18 protein-coding genes and 1 pseudogene are annotated in these 20,795 nt (G+C 42.9%); 9 read left to right on the top strand and 10 right to left on the bottom strand.

Going from position 1 to position 20,795, the window contains the following annotated elements:
- Nucleotides 1-363: 363 nt before the first annotated feature.
- The 3 genes and pseudogenes from GNT69_RS04255 to GNT69_RS26140 all read right to left on the bottom strand — a co-directional run.
- The gene (locus GNT69_RS04255; protein WP_203553691.1) at nt 364-3,198 is read right to left on the bottom strand and encodes a DEAD/DEAH box helicase; all 2,835 of its coding nucleotides are present in this window, start codon (nt 3,196-3,198) and stop codon (nt 364-366) included.
- Between the two features lie 325 nt (nt 3,199-3,523).
- Nucleotides 3,524-4,732: an SWIM zinc finger family protein gene (locus GNT69_RS04250; protein WP_239094007.1), complete on the bottom strand. Its 1,209-nt coding sequence runs from the start codon at nt 4,730-4,732 to the stop codon at nt 3,524-3,526.
- Between the two features lie 117 nt (nt 4,733-4,849).
- Nucleotides 4,850-5,017 (bottom strand): annotated as a pseudogene (locus GNT69_RS26140) (SWIM zinc finger family protein); the annotation flags it as partial.
- Between the two features lie 336 nt (nt 5,018-5,353).
- On the opposite strand from GNT69_RS26140, the gene GNT69_RS04245 reads away from it, so the two are divergent.
- The 6 genes from GNT69_RS04245 (at nt 5,354) to uxaC (ending at nt 13,255) form a co-directional block, all read left to right on the top strand.
- Nucleotides 5,354-6,019 carry a hypothetical protein gene (locus GNT69_RS04245; RefSeq protein WP_203553689.1) on the top strand — a complete coding sequence of 222 codons (666 nt, stop codon included), beginning with the start codon at nt 5,354-5,356 and terminating at the stop codon, nt 6,017-6,019.
- A gap of 18 nt (nt 6,020-6,037) precedes the next feature.
- Complete coding sequence (locus GNT69_RS04240; protein ID WP_203553688.1) at nt 6,038-7,483, top strand: efflux RND transporter periplasmic adaptor subunit; 1,446 nt, start codon at nt 6,038-6,040, stop codon at nt 7,481-7,483.
- An 809-nt stretch (nt 7,484-8,292) separates the two neighbouring features.
- Nucleotides 8,293-9,348: a TRAP transporter substrate-binding protein gene (locus GNT69_RS04235; protein ID WP_203553687.1), complete on the top strand. Its 1,056-nt coding sequence runs from the start codon at nt 8,293-8,295 to the stop codon at nt 9,346-9,348.
- A gap of 90 nt (nt 9,349-9,438) precedes the next feature.
- Nucleotides 9,439-9,918 carry a TRAP transporter small permease gene (locus tag GNT69_RS04230; protein WP_203553686.1) on the top strand — a complete coding sequence of 160 codons (480 nt, stop codon included), beginning with the start codon at nt 9,439-9,441 and terminating at the stop codon, nt 9,916-9,918.
- Between the two features lie 35 nt (nt 9,919-9,953).
- Complete coding sequence (locus tag GNT69_RS04225) at nt 9,954-11,249, top strand: TRAP transporter large permease (RefSeq protein WP_203553685.1); 1,296 nt, start codon at nt 9,954-9,956, stop codon at nt 11,247-11,249.
- Nucleotides 11,250-11,842: 593 nt separating this feature from the next.
- Nucleotides 11,843-13,255: a glucuronate isomerase gene (uxaC, locus tag GNT69_RS04220; protein ID WP_203553684.1), complete on the top strand. Its 1,413-nt coding sequence runs from the start codon at nt 11,843-11,845 to the stop codon at nt 13,253-13,255.
- 385 nt (nt 13,256-13,640) lie between these two features.
- Here uxaC and GNT69_RS04215 read toward each other — a convergent pair whose 3' ends face one another.
- On the bottom strand, nt 13,641-13,850 hold the full coding sequence (locus GNT69_RS04215) for a DUF3231 family protein (protein ID WP_203553683.1): 210 nt from the start codon (nt 13,848-13,850) through the stop codon (nt 13,641-13,643).
- Between the two features lie 122 nt (nt 13,851-13,972).
- Between GNT69_RS04215 and GNT69_RS04210 the strand changes: the two genes are divergently transcribed.
- Nucleotides 13,973-14,455 (top strand): hypothetical protein, encoded by a 483-nt coding sequence (locus tag GNT69_RS04210; protein ID WP_203553682.1) that lies wholly within the window; start codon nt 13,973-13,975, stop codon nt 14,453-14,455.
- Here the strand turns inward: GNT69_RS04210 and crcB (GNT69_RS04205) are convergent.
- Together crcB (GNT69_RS04205) and crcB (GNT69_RS04200) are read right to left on the bottom strand one after the other, a co-directional pair.
- Complete coding sequence (gene crcB / locus GNT69_RS04205) at nt 14,420-14,776, bottom strand: fluoride efflux transporter CrcB (RefSeq protein ID WP_203553681.1); 357 nt, start codon at nt 14,774-14,776, stop codon at nt 14,420-14,422. The two genes, GNT69_RS04210 and crcB (GNT69_RS04205), sit on opposite strands and share 36 nt — an antisense overlap.
- Nucleotides 14,777-14,944: 168 nt before the next feature.
- The gene (gene crcB / locus GNT69_RS04200; RefSeq protein ID WP_203553680.1) at nt 14,945-15,304 is read right to left on the bottom strand and encodes a fluoride efflux transporter CrcB; all 360 of its coding nucleotides are present in this window, start codon (nt 15,302-15,304) and stop codon (nt 14,945-14,947) included.
- Between the two features lie 291 nt (nt 15,305-15,595).
- Between crcB (GNT69_RS04200) and GNT69_RS04195 the strand changes: the two genes are divergently transcribed.
- Nucleotides 15,596-16,111, top strand: coding sequence for a DoxX family protein (locus tag GNT69_RS04195; RefSeq protein ID WP_203553679.1), 516 nt, complete (start codon nt 15,596-15,598; stop codon nt 16,109-16,111).
- 318 nt (nt 16,112-16,429) lie between these two features.
- Nucleotides 16,430-16,948, top strand: a complete 519-nt coding sequence (locus GNT69_RS04190) for a DoxX family protein (RefSeq protein WP_203553678.1) — start codon at nt 16,430-16,432, stop codon at nt 16,946-16,948.
- Between the two features lie 669 nt (nt 16,949-17,617).
- Here GNT69_RS04190 and GNT69_RS04185 read toward each other — a convergent pair.
- The 4 genes from GNT69_RS04185 to GNT69_RS04170 all read right to left on the bottom strand — a co-directional run bounded on the left by GNT69_RS04185 (nt 17,618) and on the right by GNT69_RS04170 (nt 20,304).
- Nucleotides 17,618-18,334 (bottom strand): energy-coupling factor transporter transmembrane component T family protein, encoded by a 717-nt coding sequence (locus GNT69_RS04185; RefSeq protein WP_203553677.1) that lies wholly within the window; start codon nt 18,332-18,334, stop codon nt 17,618-17,620.
- Between the two features lie 15 nt (nt 18,335-18,349).
- On the bottom strand, nt 18,350-19,123 hold the full coding sequence (locus GNT69_RS04180; RefSeq protein ID WP_239094006.1) for a DUF4198 domain-containing protein: 774 nt from the start codon (nt 19,121-19,123) through the stop codon (nt 18,350-18,352).
- A gap of 105 nt (nt 19,124-19,228) precedes the next feature.
- Entirely contained in the window at nt 19,229-19,627 is a 399-nt protein-coding gene (locus tag GNT69_RS04175) for a hypothetical protein (RefSeq protein ID WP_203553675.1), read from the bottom strand.
- Nucleotides 19,624-20,304: a CbiM family transporter gene (locus tag GNT69_RS04170; protein WP_343206449.1), complete on the bottom strand. Its 681-nt coding sequence runs from the start codon at nt 20,302-20,304 to the stop codon at nt 19,624-19,626. The genes GNT69_RS04175 and GNT69_RS04170 overlap by 4 nt, the downstream gene beginning before the upstream one ends.
- Nucleotides 20,305-20,795: the final 491 nt, after the last annotated feature.

The raw sequence follows: 20,795 nt of genomic DNA, 5'->3' as shown, positions 1-20,795 counted from the left end.
TGGTTAAATGACCTGTTTAATCCAAGTACTAGGATTATTTTCACTGTTTATGACGAGTACTAGCATTATTTTTTGGTTTTTATCACGAGTACTCGGATTAAAAATCTTTGAAAAATCCACTTAATCCAAGTACTCGGAAAAAACCAGCATGCATAACGCACTTAATGCTAGTACTTGGAATAAAAATCGGCAAGGAATAACGGTTTTTATGCGAGTACTCGTAATAACCCCGCAAGTATAGCGAACTTAATGCGAGTACTCGGATAACCCCGCAAGTATAGCGAACTTAATGCGAGTACTAGCAAAACCCCCCCAAGTTTAGCGATCTTAATCCCAGTACTCGCAAAAAAGCCCCCCACATGGTTAACGCAAAGAAATTAAGTCCCGGAGATCGTCGGTTGATAGTTCGGTCATCCAGCTGTCGCTTTGGATGATTTGATCGTTCAGGCTTTGTTTCTTTTCAAGCATGGCGTCGATTTTCTCTTCAAGCGTCCCAGTTGCAATCAACTTATGAACATGGACGAAGCGGCTTTGGCCGATGCGGTAAGCACGATCGGTTGCTTGATTTTCGACAGCTGGGTTCCACCAGCGATCATAATGAATGACATGATTGGCCGCTGTTAAGTTTAGCCCAGTACCGCCCGCTTTTAATGAAAGCAGGAAAAACGGAAACTCGCGATTTTGGAATTGCTCAATCAGTTGGTCACGCTTCGTTTTCGGCAAACTTCCGTGTAAAAATGGGACATCAATCGCGAATGCCTTTTTAAATACAGAACGAATCATTTCGCCCATGCCAATATATTGGGTGAAAATTAAGCAACTTTCGTCCTGTTCTTGCACGGCAGAAGCAAGTTCCAATAACTTCTCGATTTTGGCCGAACGATTAATGAGTTCGCCTGGCTGCTCTTCTTTTAAATATAGCGCCGGGTGATTGCATAGCTGTTTTAAACGACCGAGCATTTGTAAAATCAACCCTTTGCGCTCAAAGCCGGTGAGCTGTTCAATTTGAGCAAATGTATCTTTGACAAGCTGTTCATAAAGCGACGCTTGTTCGGCGGTGAGCGGGCAATATTCCTTTTGCTCGACTTTGTCTGGCAAGTTTAAGGCGACATCCTTGTCCTTCTTCGTTCGCCGCAGCAAGAAGGGGCGAATCAGCGCTTGTAGCTTCTTAATTTTCTCTGTTTCACCGTCTTTTTCAATCGGAATAATAAATTGTTTTTGAAACTGACCGGCGCTGCCAAGATAGCCGCGATTCGTAAAATCAAAAATCGACCAAAGCTCTGAGAGGCGATTTTCCATTGGCGTCCCGGTGAGGGCGACATGGTGGCGGCCTTTAAGCTTGCGGACAGCGCGCGACTGTTTCGTATCGGCATTTTTAATATTTTGCGCCTCGTCGATGGCGACTGTGCTCCAGTTCATTTGCTCAAGCGTCTCAAAATCAAGATGCGTCAAGCCGTAAGACGTAAGCACAACATCGACTTTCTTTGTCTCATTCAGTAATTCCTCGCCTTTTAGCCGGTTGGATCCGTAATGGAGATACAGGTTCATATCAGTTGCAAAGCGCTCAACTTCTTTTTGCCAATTGCCGAGCACCGACGTCGGACAGATAATCAGCGCAGGACCACTGTCTGGCTCCCGCTCTTTCACAGTGAGCAGATAAGAAATTAATTGGATTGTTTTTCCAAGTCCCATATCATCGGCCAAAACCGCGCCAAATCCGTATTTTCGTAAAAATAACAGCCAATTCATCCCGAGCTTTTGATACGGGCGGAGCTCCCCATGTAATCCTTCTGGCATAGGCTCATCAGGAATTTCTTTCGTTTCGGAAAGCTGCTTCATCATTTGTTTCCAGTGGCGATTGAGCTCAATTTGGATGTGTGCAAAAGCGCGCGGGTCATCAAGTTGCTCAGACGGTTCGTCGCTTTCCTCGGCTAATTCCTGTTGCAGTAGGTCGCGAATATGCAATCCTTCTTTATCGGCTTTTTTCATTAAGCCTTGAATTTGGCGGATAAAGCCTTGGTCAAGCTTGATCCAGCGGCCGCGCACATAGACGAGTCGGCGCTTTTCATTGACGAGGCGCTGGAATTCTTCCTCAGTAAGGTCAACGCCGTTCATGGAGAAACGCCAGTCATAATCTAGCAGGGCATTAAGCCCAACGAAGGAACGTTGATAACTGCCTTTGCTTTTTAGCCGTGCTTTTACTTTTAAATTGGCATTTTTCACAGCTTCCCACCAAGATGGCAGAAGAATTTCGATGCCGAGTGCAATCAATGTTTCACTCGTTTCTGTTAAAAATGTCCACGCATCCTCTTCGGTGAGCGCTGATTTGAGACGCCCATCTTCATCGTCAGACGCAAGCCATGGGAACACGTTCGCAAGCCGTGTTTCTTCGGCACTGATTTTATCATGAAATCCATGCCAATCGGCAGGGAAGGAGGCTTCATCATTCGCGGAAAGGACGATGCCGTTATCGCCGCGAAGAAACAACTCAAGGCGCCAGTCGCCGTCCGGTTCGAATGGTTCTTCAAGGCGCAGTCCGATTGTAAATGGCGCTTCGTCTTCCTTTAAGCCGATCCATTCGAGCCAGCGTGTTTCATCAAAGTAAGCGGAAAGCTCGCGGCCGGAGAGCTGTTCATTTTGAAGCAATTGTAATTTTTCCCCAAGTAAATATTTTAATGTTTCATTTTCTTTAAAATACGTTTCAAGCGCATAGTGGAAGAGGTCTGCGATAAAGACGCGAACCGGCCACTTTTCACCATCTTGAGCGATTGTCTCTTCCCAAAAACTCGGACTAAACTCATCGATAACACTTGTCGGCAGTGACCAGCGGAATGATTTCGAGTCGAGCATCGAAAAATCAGGATGCCATTCTTTGGCGAGAATCGCATCATAAATGGCGTGCGCAGATGCGAGGCAAAGGTGGGCAAGTTCATCCCATTCCCATTCGACGACGCGGTTAAAGCTTTCCTCGGCAAACAAGGTGACAAGCTGCCAGCTGCTTACGACCACACCGGAAATACCGCTCAAAGCCATTTCCTCCAGCATTGTGCCATAATAGCTTTCTTTATGACGGTTAAAAAGCAGCTGTTTATAATCCGGAAGCTGGAGGGAATGGCCATCGACATTTGTCGCATAAACAAAGAAATTCCCATTCGCCAAAGGCATCAAACGCACAGAAATCACCTTCAACTGCAACATAACACAACCGCTCCTTTCCAATTCAATTCGCAAACCCGGGCTCGATCACTAATCCGAAGTTTGTTTGCAAACCTGGGCCTGTGCACCAACCTAAAGTTCATTCGTGATAACCTGGGCCCGAGCACCAACCCAAAGTTCATTCGTGATAACCTAGGCCTGAGCACCAACCTAAAGTTCATTCGTGATAACATGGGTCTATGCACCAACCCAAAGTTCATTCGTGATAACCCAGGCCCGAGCACCAACCTAAAGTTCATTCGTGATAACATGAGCCTGTGCACCAACCTAATGTTCATTCGTGATAACCTGTGCCCGAGCACCAACCTTAATTAACAAGTTTCCCGCGCACACATTCTTCATTAAAAGCACGCAGTCGTTTGTATTTGGCAATCAGCTTTTGCATGAATGTTTCCCATTCTGGGACGCGCTTTAATTTTTTATAGACCGTTCGCAGCTTTTTCAGCAGGCGGACAGCCTGTTTATAACTCGGGCGGTTTTTCTGTTCAATCAATTGCGCAACCGCCTGATGCAAAATCGGCAGCAACACTTCTGGTGCTTCCTTTTGAACAATCTTTAATTTATCATTCGGTACTGAAAAAGAATCAAAGTTGGCATACGTGTATAACTCCGCCCATTTATCGTACTGGCTCTTCATAAATAAAAAGTCCTCGTACTCAATGAAACTATAGGGAAGCGACTGGGTAAGCATCCGCTCATAATGGTCTTCATTGCCGCCAGCGCGGAAATATGGCGTCGTCGTCCGCAGTACATGGCGGGTAAAATCACGGGCGCTGCGATGATTCCCCATCCGGGTGAGCGCAGGACGCAAATTTTGCGAGAGGAAGTCAACATATTCACCGCACCGTTTAACATCCCCTTGCTGCGCCAACTCTTCAATCCAATAAAATAACAACGGAAGTGCGCTCACGCCAAGTTCCTTTATATAACCAATCGTTTCCTTGTCACGACGGATTAAAAAAGAGTGATGCGCAAGGGCAATGTTCTCAAGATTGGTTGTTTGCGTCCCGAGGACTTTTAGCCGCTCGCGCTCATCTTCGCGCCACTTCGTACTTGTCAACAAACGGCTCCAAAGCACCCGATATAAATTTACTCGTTCAAATTCAAAGTCATCTATCGTTTCAATCAGTTCAGCGATATCCTTAATCAATCCGTCCATATACGGATCAAAATCAAATGGCACAGAGCGATTGGATAAAGTAGCAATCTCGTCAATGAGCGAATCAAATACATAGCGATAATAGCGATCAATGACAGATGGAGAATGATCGAGCTCGGCACTTAAAGTGGCCAGCAGCTTAAACGCATGCACTTTTGCGATCAAATCAAACAGTTCGCGCCATTCCTGCTTTTGCGGTGCGAGGGCCCGCTGTGCGCGTAAAAACGTCTGCACTAAACCAGGAATCACATATGGAGTCGGCTTGCCTTGACCGAGCACAATTTCATAAAAACTCCGCTCGAATTGCGCCGCCCACATCGGATACGTTTGGTTCTCCATTGGCGTATCAGTCTTCATTAGGTGTTTCGCTGTTATTACCCCCTGCTGTTCAGCCAGTCGACTCTCTTTCAGCGGCGCCCGCCATGCCTCGACCCAATCACCGACACTTGCGACCTGACTGTACGCGTGGAAAAAACTCGCCATTCGATGGCGGCAGAAGGATGATTCCGGACAGGTACAGGTGCTATCGGCAGGGTTCGGAATGTTAACATAGACACGAACGGGGCTCACATCCTGGACGGTTGCCCAAATGGAGCCGCCGACAAATTTTAAATGATGGACGAGATTTTGTTGATAAAGCATTAGCCCCTTTTGGACAATTTTGGCATCTTCTTCTAACTCCGGTCGGAGCATCCGCTTTAGTTCAAGGGCTAAATGATGAATTTGGTCAGGAACGATCACCACCGCTCACCCTCCTTTTAAAAAAGTACATTTCTTAATTATAACCGAAAATGGGAGGCAATGTTCATTTTCCAATCGATTGAAAAAAATAGACTAAAAAAAGGTAAAAAATCAGTAATTCCCCTGAAAATATGCTACAACTAAATTAGACAAAAAATGATGCGAACGACCTAACCGAAAGCTCATCATTTCGATTAAACTAGACATAATGTGCAAATTATTGGGGGGAGCTGGAAAATGCAACAATTCCAAATTCGACTGTTGCGCGGGTTGCGCCGTCCGAATGACTACATATATGACTTAAAAAACACTGAATCGGTGGGGAAAGTTTGGAGGCATGTCATTGCCCTCATTCTCCTAAGCGGCTTTGTTTCCGGCTTGAGCGCCTTTTTTGGAATTGGCGGTGAATATTTAGCAGATGAGTTAACGAAAGCATCAGCTGCCGAATTTGAATGGAAAAAACTGTTGTTTCTCATTGGACAAGTGCTGTGGGGGTTCTTTTACGGAGCGGTGATTTTGTATTTGTCGTCCTTATGGTTTTGGAGCATGACCGATACAGGGCTACGTAAATTTCTAGTTATGCAGCTAATTGTTCTGCTTGTTTTATTAGTTGAAAAGCTGCTGTTCATTCCTGTTAGCCTTCTGCTTGGTGTACCAGAGTTATCGTCTCCATTTTCGTTCGGACCGATTGCACAGTCTTTAACAAACAACGCATTTATAGTGAATTTTTTCAGCGCCATCACGATTTTTAAACTTTTGGCGATGTGGATTCAATATTGTTATGTGCGGGGATTGACAGAGAAGTCGCGGGCGATTGTGCTCGGACTTGTGCTCGGCTTGAACCTTCTTTATTGGCTATTTACAGCTGTATTCTCCATCATTCACTTTGAAAATATTATTTAAACGGGCAGGTGCATTTTTATGAAAAGAATCATTGTGATCGCACTTTTGTTCGTCGGCGCCAATGTGTTATTAACGATTCACATAGACAGCAAGGTGGATCGTACATCCTATATTTCGCAATGGACGAAAGCGGGGACCGAGGATCTCGTTGAAACGCTTGAAACCGAGGGGGTCATCATCCCCGCGGCAGAACATCCGGTTTATTACCATCCAGAACAAGGCGGCTTTGCCGGGTTTTTAGTCGGTCAAGGCGATGAGGTTCAAGTCGGAACCCCGTTATTTGAGTATTCATCGGCCCAAAGGGATGCGGATCGCCAACGACTTCAAAGTGAGAAAGACACGCTCCGCCGCGAAGTGTCGTTAATTGATGAGCAAATTCGGCAGCTAGAATATGTGCGCAATGTTTCAACAATCGCTGTCGATGATGAAGATTCTTCTTCAGATAAAATCGTTGAAATTACGATTGAAAAAGAGATTTATGATAAAGAACGCGAACAACGCCGCCTTCTTGAGGAAATCGACGAATACGACGACCGCATTGCCGCGCTAAATGCGGGCAGGGAAATTGATGTGACGAGCGATGTCTCGGGAACGGTGAAAACAATTCAGTATGATTTAACGAACCCAGTCATTACGATTGCTTCGGATACGCCAGTGGTCAGCGGGGCCTTCACGGAAACCGATTTGGCGAAGGTTAAGCCGGGAATGGAAGTGTCGATTTCGTCCGATTTGCTCGGCAGGAGAGTGAGCGGAAACTTAACAAAGATTGCCCGCTATCCGAATGCGGAACCGAGCATCGGGGTAGAAAGTGCCTTCCCGTTTGAAATTGAGCTAAACATGGAAGAGTTAGAGCAAGATTGGCTCGATGAGTCGAGCTGGCAAGAAGAGGATGGGGATTGGAACGCCGAGGGAGCCGAAATCGATCGGGCCACCGATGCAGATGGACTAGGTACAGCAGTTGAACCGGATCGGATCCCGGATACAGGTGAAACTGAGTGGAACCCGAACCGAAATCAAATAGACGAAACGAATTGGATGACCGATTCAGACGAATCTGCTGGGACCGAGGATTTGGCTAAGCAGTTACACGAACAAATCAATCCGCGCGACGTCATCATTCCTGGCGCCCAAGTCGATGTCACCGTTATTACGAAGCGAGTCGATCGGGCAGTCACTGTCGCGAGCGAGCAGCTGGAAAAGGGCAGCTATTTATACGTAATCACACCGACTGGTAAAATCGAACAGCGGCAAATTCGCATCGGACTTGAGGTCGATGGTCGCAGTGAGATTGTTAGTGGGGTTTCCGCCGGGGAAACGGTCGTTGCTAATCCGACAGAAGTTGCCCGGAAAGACGACCCGTTTATCACAAAGCTTCATTTATATAGGCTTAGCCTTGAACCGGTTAAGACTGAGCGGAAAATGGACATCCTCAAACAGATTGGTGTTGGCTTTACGAAGAGATAGCAGTTGACGCGGAAAATCGAAAATATCGCTGTTATAACTGAATGTAGATTTTATTATGTTAGTGAAATAAGCGGAAATATTCCGCCTAAACTGGGAAATACCGATATTTCCTTAAAAATAAGGGGAGTTTTTCCGTCTATATGATCAAAAGCTTTGAATTTTGTCTTATTTAGAGCAGTTAAGCGGAATTTCTCCGCTTATATCTGCTTCTTAAGCTTCTACTATATACATTAGCGGGAAATTCTCCGCCTATGCTTACACGAAAATCAACAATGAATGATAACGGAGCCCAAAAAGAAAGAATAATTTAAGCAGGTTTTCCAAAGAATAGGAGAAATCCTGCTTTTTTTCATTCGCCAAAGGCGGAAAATTTTTTCGAGAAAGTCATTGTGCAAACGGTTTATTTAGTGATATATTAATTAAGAAGGTTACTAAACAAATAAATAAACAAATTATTTGAAAAGGTTACTAAACAAACGAATTAATCAAACCGTTTACAAACAAACAAACAAATACATAACTAGGAATAAATGTACAATCCCATTTTTTGGCATAAATGAAAACGATTACTCTGCAAATAGTATAAAAGGAAAGAATTCACTGGTGGTTAAGTGTTTTGAAGAGGAAATCGAGGGAAGTAAATGGTTAAGGAGGTGAGGAGGAACGGCGAACAGAAATGATGACTAATCGTCAAGCTTTGGAGCTGTACAAGCCTTTTTACAAGAACAAGACAGTTTTTATTTATCAGGCTGTCAATTAAACGGGAATCATTTTTAAAAATAATCATTCAATTAGGAGGACATTTTATTATGAAAAAACTATTTTCATTCGCAGTAATCGGATTATTGGCCGTCTTGCTATTAGCTGCGTGCGGCGGCGGTGGCGGTAATAATGATGCCGGTGACACAACAGACAATGAAGGTGGAGGCGAGCAAACAGCAGAGAATTTCTCTTGGCGTCTAGCTTCTAACCACCCAGAAGAGCATGCGGTAACAAAATCGTTAAGACAATTCACTGAATTAGCAGAAGAAAATTCAGATGGCAGTGTGAATGTTGAACTTCATCATAGTGGTGTGCTAGGTGAAGAAAGATCTGTTATTGAGCTTGTAAAATCAGGAACACTTGAAATGGCTCGTGTAAGTGCGAGTGCGTTAGAAGGGTTTGAAGAAGCTTATTCCATTTTCAACCTTCCTTACGTTTTCCAAAGCGAAGAACATTATTATGATGTAATGGACAATAGTGATGCAGTGAAGGAAATTTTTGAAAAATCGAAAGACACAGGTTGGTTTGCGATTGGCTGGTACAGCGGAGGAAGCCGTAGCATTTATACGACAAGCAAGGCTGTTTCATCTCCTGAAGATATGAAGGGGTTAAAGATTCGTGTTCAAGAAAGCCCGACTGCAATTGCGATGATTGAAGCAATGGGTGGATCTCCAACGCCGATGTCATTTGGTGAAGTTTATACAGCGCTTCAACAAGGGATCATTGATGGTGCAGAAAACAATGAGTTAGGTTTAACTGCAAATAAGCACGGGGAAGTAGCGAAGCATTGGTCACAAACAGACCACCAATATTCACCAGACGTTTTAATCATTAGTACAAGAGCTTGGGAAGCACTTTCTGAAGACCAACAACAAGCCGTAATGGAAGCAGCGAGAACGTCTTCTGATGATCATAAAGATCGTTGGGCAGAAGCAACGGAAGCAGCAGTGAAACAAGCGAAAGAAGAAATGAATGTAACATTTAACGACATCGATAAAACTCCATTTATCGAAAGTGCAGCACCAATTCATGAAAACTTCAAAGATAAGAGCGAAGATAATGCAAGATGGTTTGAAGATTTCCAAAATCACTTGAATGATTAATTAACAATCTAACGTGAGGTCCTTCATCTACATATATTTACAGATGGAAGGACCTCTATAAAATTGATGAAGATAGAGGGGAGGATGTCTATGAAAAAGCTTCTTGATAAAGTAGTAGGCACCTTTAGTGTCGTATTATTAGCTGCCATGGTGGTTATGGCTCTCTGGCAAGTATTCACACGATTTATATTGAACTCACCTAGTACGTTTACGGAGGAATTTCTCCGCTTTTCGCTTATTTGGTTAACGATGGTCGGGGGAGCCTATGTTCTCGGACAGAAAAAACACCTTGCCATTGTCTTTTTTGCTCGAAAACTTCCACAGAAATCGCAATTGGCGGTTACGCTTCTTGTTGAAGCATTCGTGATTCTTTTTGCGGTTGTTATTATGATCCTCGGTGGTATGACGGCTTTCCAAAACGCAATGGGCCAAGTATCCCCTTCATTACGTATGCCAATGGAGTATTTATACCTATCGCTCCCGGTAGGTGGAGTAATGTTTCTCCTCTATTCCCTTTTAGATATAGCAAAAGTCTTTTCGGACAGGAAACGGGCCGTAGAACATAAGTAAGGCAGAATGACTTAAGAAAAAAAGGAGTGTTTTTAATGGCAGTAACGGCCGGTCTGGTATTATTAAGTGTCTTTCTCTTATTGTTGCTGTTAAGTGTTCCCATCTCGGTTAGTATTGCGATCGCTTCAATCGCGGCAATTTTAACACAGTTGCCAATGGATATGGCGATGTTTACTTCTAGTCAAAAGTTAGTTACCGGGATTGATAACTTTTCATTGCTAGCTGTCCCATTTTTTATTCTTGCCGGAATCATGATGACGAACGGCGGAATTGCTGAACGGCTCGTTAACTTTGCGAAAGTTCTAGTAGGAAGAACGCCAGGGTCGTTAGCTCATACAAATATTGTTGGAAATATGTTATTCGGTTCGATTGCCGGTTCATCGGTAGCATCAGCGATTGCAATCGGTGGGGTCCTTGGACCAATGCAAAAAAAGGAAGGGTATGATCCACGGTTTTCAGCAGCAGCAAATATTGCTACCGCACCAACAGGATTATTGATCCCTCCGAGTCAAACATTGATTATTTATTCCCTTGCTAGTGGCGGAACTTCGATTGCTGCCCTATTCATTGCTGGGTATGTGCCAGGGATTTTATGGGGACTTTTATGTATGATCGTTGCGTTCTTTTATGCAAAAAGAGCAAAATATCCGATTCCTGCTCGAGTTCCTATGAAGGTTGCGCTGAAAACATCGTTTGATGCGATCCCAAGTTTATTGCTAATTGTTATTGTTATTGGTGGAATTCTCGCGGGGATTTTCACAGCAACAGAGGCAGCAGCCGTTGCCGTTTTGTATACGCTCCTCCTATCGTTTGCGTATAGAACAATTAAAATTAAAGATCTTCCAGGCATCTTTTTAGAAGCCGCACAGCTTACTTGTATGATTATGCTGCTTGTTGCTGCTTCTGGGGTCATGTCGTGGGTAATGTCCTTTACGGGAATTCCGCAAATGATTAGTGAAGGATTGTTGGGAATTACTGATAATCCAATCATTTTACTTTTAATGATGAATGTTTTCTTGTTATTTGTTGGTACGTTTATGGATATTACACCAGCTGTGTTAATTTTCACACCGATTTTCTTACCGATTGTAACAAGTTTCGGAATGGATCCGATTCATTTTGGAATAATGTTAGTTATGAACCTTTGTGTAGGAAACATTACACCGCCGGTTGGTAGTGCGCTCTTTGCCGGGGTAAGTGTCGCCAAATTAGATTTAGAAGTCGTTGTCAAACCGCTCATGGGCTTTTACGCGGCGATTTTTGTAGCGTTATTGTTGGTTACATATATCCCAGCACTATCATTGACGCTGCCTAGAATGCTCGGCTTATAAATCATTAAGATTCTTTAACGATAGAGAATTTCATTTATTTGAAAAAAACTGGGGATTTTTCTCATTTGTATAAAGCGAAACTTCCATCAGAGGGGGGGCTTTATCCCCGCTGATGGTTAGTTGAGCCAATCGGGCATTTACTGGCAGTTTGCCCCCGCTTATCCTAACTAGTTGACCCGAAGTCTTGAAGTTGGGGGGATTACTGCCAGTTAATCTGCGATAAAGCGAAACTTCCATCAGAGGGGGGGGCTTCATACCCGCTGATGGTTAGTCACGCGTAGCCTGATTGATAATTCTTTCGGGCTGAAGCCCAAAGAAAAATCTTATCTCGCCAATCACGCGTAGCCTGACTGACTTTTCTAAGAGCTAAAGCTCTAAGAAAAGGTCTTGTCGGGCATTTACTGGCAGTTTGCCCCCACTAATCCTAACTAGTTGACCCGAAGTCTTGAAGTGGGGGATTACTGCCAGTTAATCTATCGATAAATTCCATATGAAAAAGACAAAATAACCATGAACTAGCTTGCGCCAATTGGCGTGTCCTTCGGTCTGTTGACCCGAGGGGAAGATGACTGATCATTGGAAGGAGTTTTAAAATGGGTTCGTTTATCCATGAAAATTTTATTTTACAGACAAAGACAGCACAAGATTTGTACCATAAATATGCGAAACAAATGCCAATCTACGATTATCACTGTCATTTACCTCCGCAAGAAATTGCCGAAAACCGCAAATTTAAAAATATTACCGAATTGTGGTTGAAAGGCGATCATTACAAATGGAGAGCAATGCGAGCACATGGCATTGATGAAAAATACATCACTGGTGATGCAAGCGATAAGGAAAAATTCCAAGCTTGGGCGCAAACCGTTCCATATACACTTGGAAATGCGCTTTACCATTGGACTCATTTAGAGCTGAAAAATTATTTTGGCATCGATGAGTTATTAAATGAAAACAATTGGGAGCAAATTTGGGATCAATGCAATGAATTGCTTCAAAAAGACGAGTATTCTGTTCAAGAACTCATCAAGCGCTCTAATGTGAAACTGATCTGTACGACAGATGAGCCGACAGATGATTTGATGTATCATGAGGAAATTAAAAAGCAAGATTTCCCTGTAAAGGTGTTGCCAACATTCCGTCCTGATAAAGGAATCGAAATTAATAAAGATACATTTATTCCATTTGTTCAAAAGCTTGAAGGCGTAATTGGAAGAAACATCGCGAGCTTTGCAGACTATATTCAGGCGTTAGAAGAACGGGTAGACTATTTCCATGAAAAAGGCTGCCGCGTTTCTGACCACGGAATATCGGAAATTCCATTTGCGCATTTTAGTGATGGGGAAATCGAGGGAATTTTCCAGTCTGGGCGCAAAGGTGAGGGTGTAACTGCGGAGGAAGAAACGAAGTTTAAAACGGCTGTGCTTCTGTCCCTTGCTAAATTTTACAAACAACGAGACTGGGCAATGCAAATTCACTTCGGGGCCATTCGTAACAATAATACGAAGATGTTTGAAAAACTAGGACCTGATGCTGGATATGATTCCATCACCGATCAAGGGGAAGTGGCTGTACCGCTAAATGCCTTACTTAACGCCTTTGATCAAAACGATCACTTGCCAAGGACGATTATCTATAACTTAAATCCAATTTACAATGATTTAATCGGTAGTACCATTCAAAACTTCCAAACTGAACCAGGGGTTGCTGGAAAAATCCAATTTGGATCTGGCTGGTGGTTCAACGATACGAAACCAGGCATGATTCGCCAAATCACTTCGTTGGCGGACCAAGGCTTGCTCATGCACTTCGTTGGCATGCTGACTGACTCCCGCAGCTTTATTTCTTATAGCCGCCATGAATATTTCCGCCGTATTCTTTGCGACTTAGTCGGCAATTGGGTGGAAGAAGGCGACTTCCCGAATGATGAAGCTCTACTTCAACAGCTAGTTGAAAATATTTGCTATAACAATGCGAAAAACTACTTTAAAATCGAGCTGAATTAATAGAAAAATATCCACATGGCCCGCGGTGGCGATGTGGATGTTGTTTTTTTGACTGGATTTGGTTTTTAAGCACTTTTAATTCCAGTACTAACCCAGTTTTTGTCCGATCCTCTACTGTTTTTATCCAGTTTTTGTTTGTGCTAGCCATTTACTCTACGGTTTTACCCAAATACTCTACGAAACGACCACATTACTCTACGGTTTCACACGTTTACTCTACAAAATCACGACTTCACTCTACAAAAGACATATTTTCCCAATAAACACATCCGTTTAATTCCAGTACTCAGAATAAATCGCAGTAAAACGTCCTTAATCCCAGTACTGGTAATAAATTCCCCAGGGTATAACACCAGTACTCGTAAGAAAACGCTTAAACGTTATTTTAAGGAATCGCGTGTTTTTCCGCTTTAAAAAGCTCGGTTAATTTTTCAATATGGGCATTTGACATATGTAGTGCCAATTCAATGAGCGGTTTTATTTCCTTATCTTCAACTTTTTCTAAAAAATAGGACAAAATACAAATGCTCCCAGTATCATTTAAATATTGCGCCAAAAGTTGGGCAATTTCCGCTGATGTTAAGCGCTTATCCATTGCACACCTCCACTTCTTTTATTTTTTTCTATTTTTCACTAAATATGTAAGACGTTTAAAAAGAAGCATATAAGGTTAAAGTGGAAATAAACTGGAAAATTTTTCAAATTAGAGGGCGAACTATGGAAAAGAGAAAAAGAGGGTTGGAGGTACTGCTATGGTCGATTGCCCTTCCCGGATTTGGACAATTATTAAATCAAAAATATATAAAGGGATTCATTTTCCTCGTCTTAGAATTTCTCATCAATGTGAAAGCAAATTTTAATGTCGCGATCTTAGCTAGTTTTAACGGTGATATTCAGTTGGCATTCGAGTTGATTGATGTGCAATGGCTAATGTTTTATCCAGGCTTTTATTTTTTTTCGATATGGGACGCTTATAGAGATGCACGAGGAGAAGACACTTCTCCTTTTTTATTTCTGCCGTTCGTGTTCGCAGCGAAGTTTGTAACGGTAGGGTTAATGATTTCTGAGCGCATCACCTTGTTTGGGGTGATGCTAGGCCCGGTATTTTTCCCGATGCTCGCGGTATTGCCAGGGCTAGCGGTCGGCTTTTTACTCAAAATGATTTTAACTCACTATGATAAAACCAAGCGAAGCGGCTAATATAGAAACAACGGTCGATGCGACGACGTAAAGAAGGGCTAGTTTGAGTTTATGCTGAACAATTAGCTGAACGGTTTCATTTCCAAACGTCGAGAAGGTTGTATAAGCGCCGCAAAAGCCGATGCCAGCAAGCAGCATTAGCCAATCCTCATGTAAATACAAGTTAAAAATAACCCCGAGAAGAAACGAGCCGCTAATGTTAATGATCCAAGTGCCGAGCGGAAAGGCTGATGTTGTTCTTGACGTGACAAACAACCCGAGCGCGTAGCGGCAAATCGCCCCGAACGCGCCGCCCAACCCAATTAATAAAAAGCTGCTCATAAACTTCCACTCCTATACCCGATATATGCAAATAAAACTTTCACAAACTGCCACTCCAATACCCAATATACACGAAAAAACTTTCACAAATTTTCACTCGAATACCCAATATAAGCGAAAAACTCTCACGAACTTCGACGCAAATACGCGCCAATCACAATAAAACTCTTACGAACTTCCACTCCTAAACCCGATATAAGCAGATAAAATCCCTGCCAACATTGAAGCGGCTACATAAGAGAAGGCGAATAAAAATTGCCCATTTTCGATGAGGTAGACCGTTTCAACCGAAAAAGTCGAAAACGTCGTAAACGAACCGAGAAAGCCTGTCCCAAACAACATCGTTATTTCCGTTCGCAAATTTTTTCGTTTCGCAAACGCTAAAAACCAACCGAGCAGAAAGCAGCCAAGCAGGTTAACTGTGAGTGTTCCGACCGGAAAGCCGTTTTCTGTGTGCAGCCATTCTCCCATTCCATATCGCGAAATAGCTCCTAAAAAGCCGCCAATTCCAATCATAATGATTTTCATCTACTCTTCGTCCTTTGCGTAAACTTACTAATTCTATTTTGCCAAAAAATAAGCGAGAATGACATTGTTTTCGGCAGGAATGATGGTGGTATGCTTGTGTGTCCATAAAAATATGCAGAAAGGATGCAGTTCTCATGTTATTTATTTTACAGACAAAAAGTCGTCAATATGTTTCGGACAAATTGTGAACTTGTCAGAATACTTCCTGTTTTAATTGTGAACTTTGCTATAGTAAAAGTGTACTTATTATTCAATCATTTAAAACATTTCTTTCGAAAAGGAGAGGTCCTTATGTTTGCTAAATTTTTAAGAGAAAACAAAATTGCTGCTGGTGTTCTTACCATTCTTCGTTTATATCTTGGCTTCCATTGGATGACAGCTGGTTGGGGAAAATTAACTGGTGATGGCTTTAACGCAGCTGGATATTTAAATAATGCAGTGGCAAATCCGGTCATGGGTTCAGACGGAACAATGGTTTACGGCTGGTATGTTACATTCCTAGAAGCCTTTGCGCTTCCGAATATTGGCTTGTTCAACTTTATGATTCCACTTGGTGAGTTTCTCGTTGGCTTAGGGTTAATTCTTGGCTGCTTCACAACAGCTGCAGCGTTCTTCGGTCTTTTAATGAACTTCAGCTTCATGTTTGCTGGTACCGTTTCTTCAAACCCGATGGATGTGCTTTTAGGCGGAATCATCTTATTCGCTGGATACAATGCAGGTCGCTACGGCTTAGACCGTTACGTCATGCCTTTCCTTCGCAAAACATTTAATAAAAACGCAGACGCAACGGTGAAAGAAACAGCTTAAGAACTGCTTAATAGGAAAAACCTGTATCCCTACAGGTTTTTTCTTTTTGTGGACAATCCTTTAGCTGAGTGGGGGACAGTCCCAGTCCTTTAATCTAGCAGGGGACAGATCCCGGAAACGTGTGAGATTGTTTTAGGCCAAAATAAAAATAGCGCATTTTGATGTGATTTAAGTAACAGACAAAAAATCGTCAATATGTTTTGGACAAATTGTGAACTTGTTAACATACTCACTATTTTTATAGTGGAATCTGATATAGTAAGGGTGTACTTATTAATCAATCATATAAATATTTCTTTTTGAAAGGGAGAGGTCTTTATGTTTGCTGAATTTTTAAGAGAAAACAAAATTGCTGCCGGTGTTCTAACTGTTCTTCGTTTATATCTTGGCTTCCACTGGATGACAGCTGGCTGGGGAAAATTGACTGGTGATGGTTTTAACGCAGCTGGATATTTAAATAATGCAGTGGCCAATCCGGTCATGGGTTCAGACGGATCAATGGTTTACGGCTGGTATGTTTCATTCCTAGAAGCCTTTGCACTTCCGAATATTGGCTTGTTCAACTTTATGATTCCAATGGGTGAGTTTCTTGTAGGCTTAGGGTTAATTCTTGGCTGCTTCACAACAGCTGCAGCGTTCTTCGGTCTTTTGATGAACTTCAGCTTCATGTTTGCTGGTACCGTTTCTTCAAACCCGATGGACATCCTGTTAGGCGGAATCATCTTATTCGCAGGCTACAACGCAGGCCGCATCGGTTTAGACCGTTACGTGTTGCCATTCCTACGCAAAACGTTGAACAAAAAAGCAGACGCCGCACCGTTGAAAGAAACAGCTTAACAACTGCATATCATCAAAAAAACCTGTATCCCCCTACAGGTTTTTTCTTTTAGTGAATGTTTATGAGTTTTATTTTCAGTGTGCAGGAGTAAAGAGATGTTTTCAGTCGGTTTTAAACCGAGTACTTGGATAAAGTCTGGTTTTTAAGAGGTTTTAAACCGAGTACTCGGATAAAGTCCAGTTTATAAGTGGGGTTTTATACCGAGTACTCGGATAAAGTCCAGTTTATAAGTGGGGTTTTATACCGAGTACTTGGATAAAGTCCGGTTTATAAAGGGTTTTAAACCGAGTACTTGGATAAAGTGATGTTTTTGAGGCTTTTTATTGCTAGTACTGGTATTAAAATTTAAAATAAATACCATTATACACCATATTAGTAATGTTTAGGGAAATATAATTCTAGTACTCGGATTAAAACAAAGTTTTCTCAAGATATAATCCTACTACTCGGAATATATAAAACTATTTAATCCCACTACTAGGATTAAAAAGTCTGTTACCAGCAATAAATTTTAAAAAACTCATTTTATTCCGAGTACTAGCAATAAAACGAAGCTGCTTCACCGGTGACACAATGGGACTAGCAATAAAACGAAGCTGCTTCACCGGTGACACAATGGGACTAGCAATAAAACGAAGCTGCTTAACCGGGACAAGCGCGCGAATCTCTTAAACTTTTTCAAAAACAATCAAGCCAATAATCACCACGCCAACAAAGGTTGTTTTCACGAGATCGGCGGTTGTGATTTTACGTGAATATTTAAGAGGCAATGTGCCGGTAAAACAGCGTGAGGCCATCGCTTCATAGACACGGTCAGAACGATTTAATGATTTTATTAGCAAAGTCGCGGTAAGCTGGCCGTAGATTTTTAATTTTTGTAAGCTAATCCCACCTTGAAACAGGCGGGATTTTGCCGCTAATTGCAATTTTTGAATGTCATCGAGAAATAAATAAACATAGCGAAATGAATGGACGAGAACCGTGATGACGACAGGCGGAATTTTCAACCCGGCAAGGCTATTCATGAACTGCTCAGGTGTTTGCGAGTCGAGTAAAATTGTAATTACGGTCATCGAAGTAAATGCCTTCACAATAATTAACGTTGCAAATGAAAGATGATCGCCTGCATCGTCAAATAATAATGGCACCGTCATTAATAGAAGAAAAGGGGTAATGATTAAATACCGTTTTAACAATACAATCAAAGGGATTCCCATTAAAAGGACAGTCATCACGGCAAGCATGTAGGCAATTCCCGCAAACAATGGCGTCGTTAAACTAATGACACCGAAAATATAAATGATGGCCGCGATTAATTTTGCGCGCGGCTCCCACGAAAACGCCCATTGTGGCATAGCTTTTAATGACTCTTCGCTGTTGTTCATCGTTTCCTCACGACCCTATTGTCTTTTTCGTAACGCCAACATCGACACCGAACCTCCGACCAATAAACCAATTAGCAGCATCGCTCCGAGTGACCCAATGTTGTTTGACGACCCCGAATTCGATGGTTGTTCCGTATCAACGATCAGTGTCGATGTCCGGCTAATCAACTCATAATCTTCATCGCCAAGCGTCCCAGCTTCATCGATTTTTACATTTGTTTTAATGAGCCATGTTCCTGCAGAGCCGAAAGGAAGTTCAAACTCGCCATTGCTATTCGTGACCGCCTCAACAATCTCGCCACTAGGCCCATAGGCGGTGATCGCTGCTTCTTGAGCTACACTCCCATCCATTAAAACCGTGCCGCTAAATATTCCGGTCGAAAAATGACGTACATCACTGTTCGGAACGATTTCCAAATCGGCGTCAACCGCTTCGTCTGCGCGCTCGCTTCCCTCACCAACATGAACAATCACTTTCGCCGAGTGCACACTCAATTGGGGAACCCCGTCATCTGGGGTGTATGTACCTGGCTCTCTGATTGCCCAAAAAGTATAATCCCCGCCCTCATTTGTCGGTACATAGGCCCGAAAGTGAACCCCGACCGCTTCTAAATCCAATTGCTCTGTCTCACCGTTTGGATAACGAACAAATAATTGAAAATCCTCAACATCCGCTTCACTTACATAATCCCGTATATGCCCCCATAAAACATCGACCCTTAACTCGTCACTATTCTCATCCACTTGAATAAACAGCTCATGGGCGGCTGCATTCGGGGGATGAACCAATAGAATACAAGCAATAGTTAAAGCGAGAAAACCGATTATTTTTTTTATAAAAATTCACTCCTCACCTGTATCAATCTGCGTGACTTAGTCATGAAAACTTCCTCTTTATCTCTTGCGAAACAGAAAGATTGCGGCAATAAACAGTAATAGCGAAACACCTAACAGCGCACGAATCGAAATTGGAATACTTTCCAACATCGTCGGTTCCTCTGTCACTACGGAGGACGCGCGGTGACCAAGTCCATCATCGGCAACAAAGCGATAAACATTCACCTCCTTGTCATAGTGAAGGTCCCCATCCTCATTCACTTGCTGTTCGAAAAGCAAGTGCCCGTCGTCGTTAAAAGCAGAGACAATCGCTAACCGTGCGGCCGTGCCATCATCATAACGAACGTGGATCACTCCAGCGTCCACTTGTTCAACGACCATTTTATGGGCAAATGCCGATTGAGGACTCATAAAAAAAAGCAGACCAATACAGAGAAACAATAAATAGCGTTTCATTTCCTTTCCCCCTCGACTTTTCCCATAAAAAGAGTCGATCGCATCGCAGCTAAATGCTTAATTGCAAACCCTGTTAACACACCTTCTAGTAATGCAAGCGGCAAGTAGGCAAAAAACATGATGCGGATGACCGAAAAGGCCCCTTCACCGTAGCGCGAATCTGAAAACAGCAAGAGAACCATTAATAAAAACACCCCGATGCAAATCGCCACAAATCCCGCTAAAAAGCCTTTTAAAAACGCAGGAAGCTTACTTGAATAAGAGAATAACCAGTAAATCAACAGCGCTGGAATCGACATTAATAACAGATTGGCGCCAAAGGTACTGATTCCTCCATGCTGGAACAACACAGCTTGAAGCACTAAGCCGATAAAAATCGCAAACGGCGCTCGCCGTCCTAACGCTAATCCGAGGAAGCCTCCTAATAATGGGTGAACAGAAGTAGGGCCAATCGGAATATTGATTAACGAGGCAACAAAAAAGGCCCCAGCGAGCAGGCTGATTCTCGGAATTTCCGCTTCTTTTGTTCCTTTGAGAGAATAGGCCAATAAGCCAACCGCCGCCGCCGTTGTCGTCACGGCAACGGAAATACTGATGACACCATCCGCAATATGCATCGTACAAGCCCCCCCTCGTGAAACGTAACGCCAGTAGAAGTTCAATTTTAAGAGATCCACTTAACTATATTTTCCAGTTGGTTAAATATGATTGTTTTATGACAAGGCTTTGTTTTCAAGCCCACGTTAAACCAAGGTGTTGATTTCCGCTCCAGGCACTACGCTTTCCCCGGCAGTCGCGCCTCCCTTGGCCTTGCATTCCCGCAAGAAATCCACGTGCCTTCGTTCCAATGCACCATAATAAAAACAAGTGGCTTGCCCAGAAAAGGCAGCAAGCCATTGCCATGATGAAGTTTTGCACGTCAGGCGCGGAAGCCTTTTATCAATAAAAATCCGATCACGAACAAAATAAGTCCGACAAACAGGAAAGGCCCGAGACTTGTAGTGTACACGAAGAAAATGCGCAAATTCGCAAACAGATTATAGAGAAAATAGATGACCAAAAATGCGCACAAGCAAAGAATAATCGGCAAATATTTATGTTTAAGTCTTCTCCTCCGCAGAGCAACCAGCTCCTTTTTACAGGTAAAGAAGGTTCATTTCCTTTAGCC

The sequence above is a fragment of the Bacillus sp. B15-48 genome (genome assembly GCF_016879755.1).
GTDB lineage: Bacteria > Bacillota > Bacilli > Bacillales > Cytobacillaceae > Mesobacillus_B.
The sequence above is the reverse complement of the archived record's forward strand: the minus strand, read 5'-3'. Positions and strand labels throughout refer to the sequence as shown.

What these genes read in the sequence shown, in the direction of transcription:
- uxaC (WP_203553684.1), top strand. Translation starts at nt 11,843, where the DNA reads ATGGGTTCGTTTATCCATGAAAATTTTATTTTACAGACAAAGACAGCA.
- GNT69_RS04235 (WP_203553687.1), top strand. Translation starts at nt 8,293, where the DNA reads ATGAAAAAACTATTTTCATTCGCAGTAATCGGATTATTGGCCGTCTTG.
- GNT69_RS04190 (WP_203553678.1), top strand. Translation starts at nt 16,430, where the DNA reads ATGTTTGCTGAATTTTTAAGAGAAAACAAAATTGCTGCCGGTGTTCTA.
- GNT69_RS04215 (WP_203553683.1), bottom strand. Translation starts at nt 13,850, where the DNA reads ATGGATAAGCGCTTAACATCAGCGGAAATTGCCCAACTTTTGGCGCAA.
- GNT69_RS04210 (WP_203553682.1), top strand. Translation starts at nt 13,973, where the DNA reads ATGGAAAAGAGAAAAAGAGGGTTGGAGGTACTGCTATGGTCGATTGCC.
- crcB (WP_203553680.1), bottom strand. Translation starts at nt 15,304, where the DNA reads ATGAAAATCATTATGATTGGAATTGGCGGCTTTTTAGGAGCTATTTCG.
- GNT69_RS04255 (WP_203553691.1), bottom strand. Translation starts at nt 3,198, where the DNA reads ATGTTGCAGTTGAAGGTGATTTCTGTGCGTTTGATGCCTTTGGCGAAT.
- GNT69_RS04240 (WP_203553688.1), top strand. Translation starts at nt 6,038, where the DNA reads ATGAAAAGAATCATTGTGATCGCACTTTTGTTCGTCGGCGCCAATGTG.
- GNT69_RS04230 (WP_203553686.1), top strand. Translation starts at nt 9,439, where the DNA reads ATGAAAAAGCTTCTTGATAAAGTAGTAGGCACCTTTAGTGTCGTATTA.
- GNT69_RS04225 (WP_203553685.1), top strand. Translation starts at nt 9,954, where the DNA reads ATGGCAGTAACGGCCGGTCTGGTATTATTAAGTGTCTTTCTCTTATTG.
- GNT69_RS04245 (WP_203553689.1), top strand. Translation starts at nt 5,354, where the DNA reads ATGCAACAATTCCAAATTCGACTGTTGCGCGGGTTGCGCCGTCCGAAT.
- GNT69_RS04185 (WP_203553677.1), bottom strand. Translation starts at nt 18,334, where the DNA reads ATGAACAACAGCGAAGAGTCATTAAAAGCTATGCCACAATGGGCGTTT.
- GNT69_RS04195 (WP_203553679.1), top strand. Translation starts at nt 15,596, where the DNA reads ATGTTTGCTAAATTTTTAAGAGAAAACAAAATTGCTGCTGGTGTTCTT.
- GNT69_RS04175 (WP_203553675.1), bottom strand. Translation starts at nt 19,627, where the DNA reads ATGAAACGCTATTTATTGTTTCTCTGTATTGGTCTGCTTTTTTTTATG.
- GNT69_RS04250 (WP_239094007.1), bottom strand. Translation starts at nt 4,732, where the DNA reads ATGAAGACTGATACGCCAATGGAGAACCAAACGTATCCGATGTGGGCG.
- crcB (WP_203553681.1), bottom strand. Translation starts at nt 14,776, where the DNA reads ATGAGCAGCTTTTTATTAATTGGGTTGGGCGGCGCGTTCGGGGCGATT.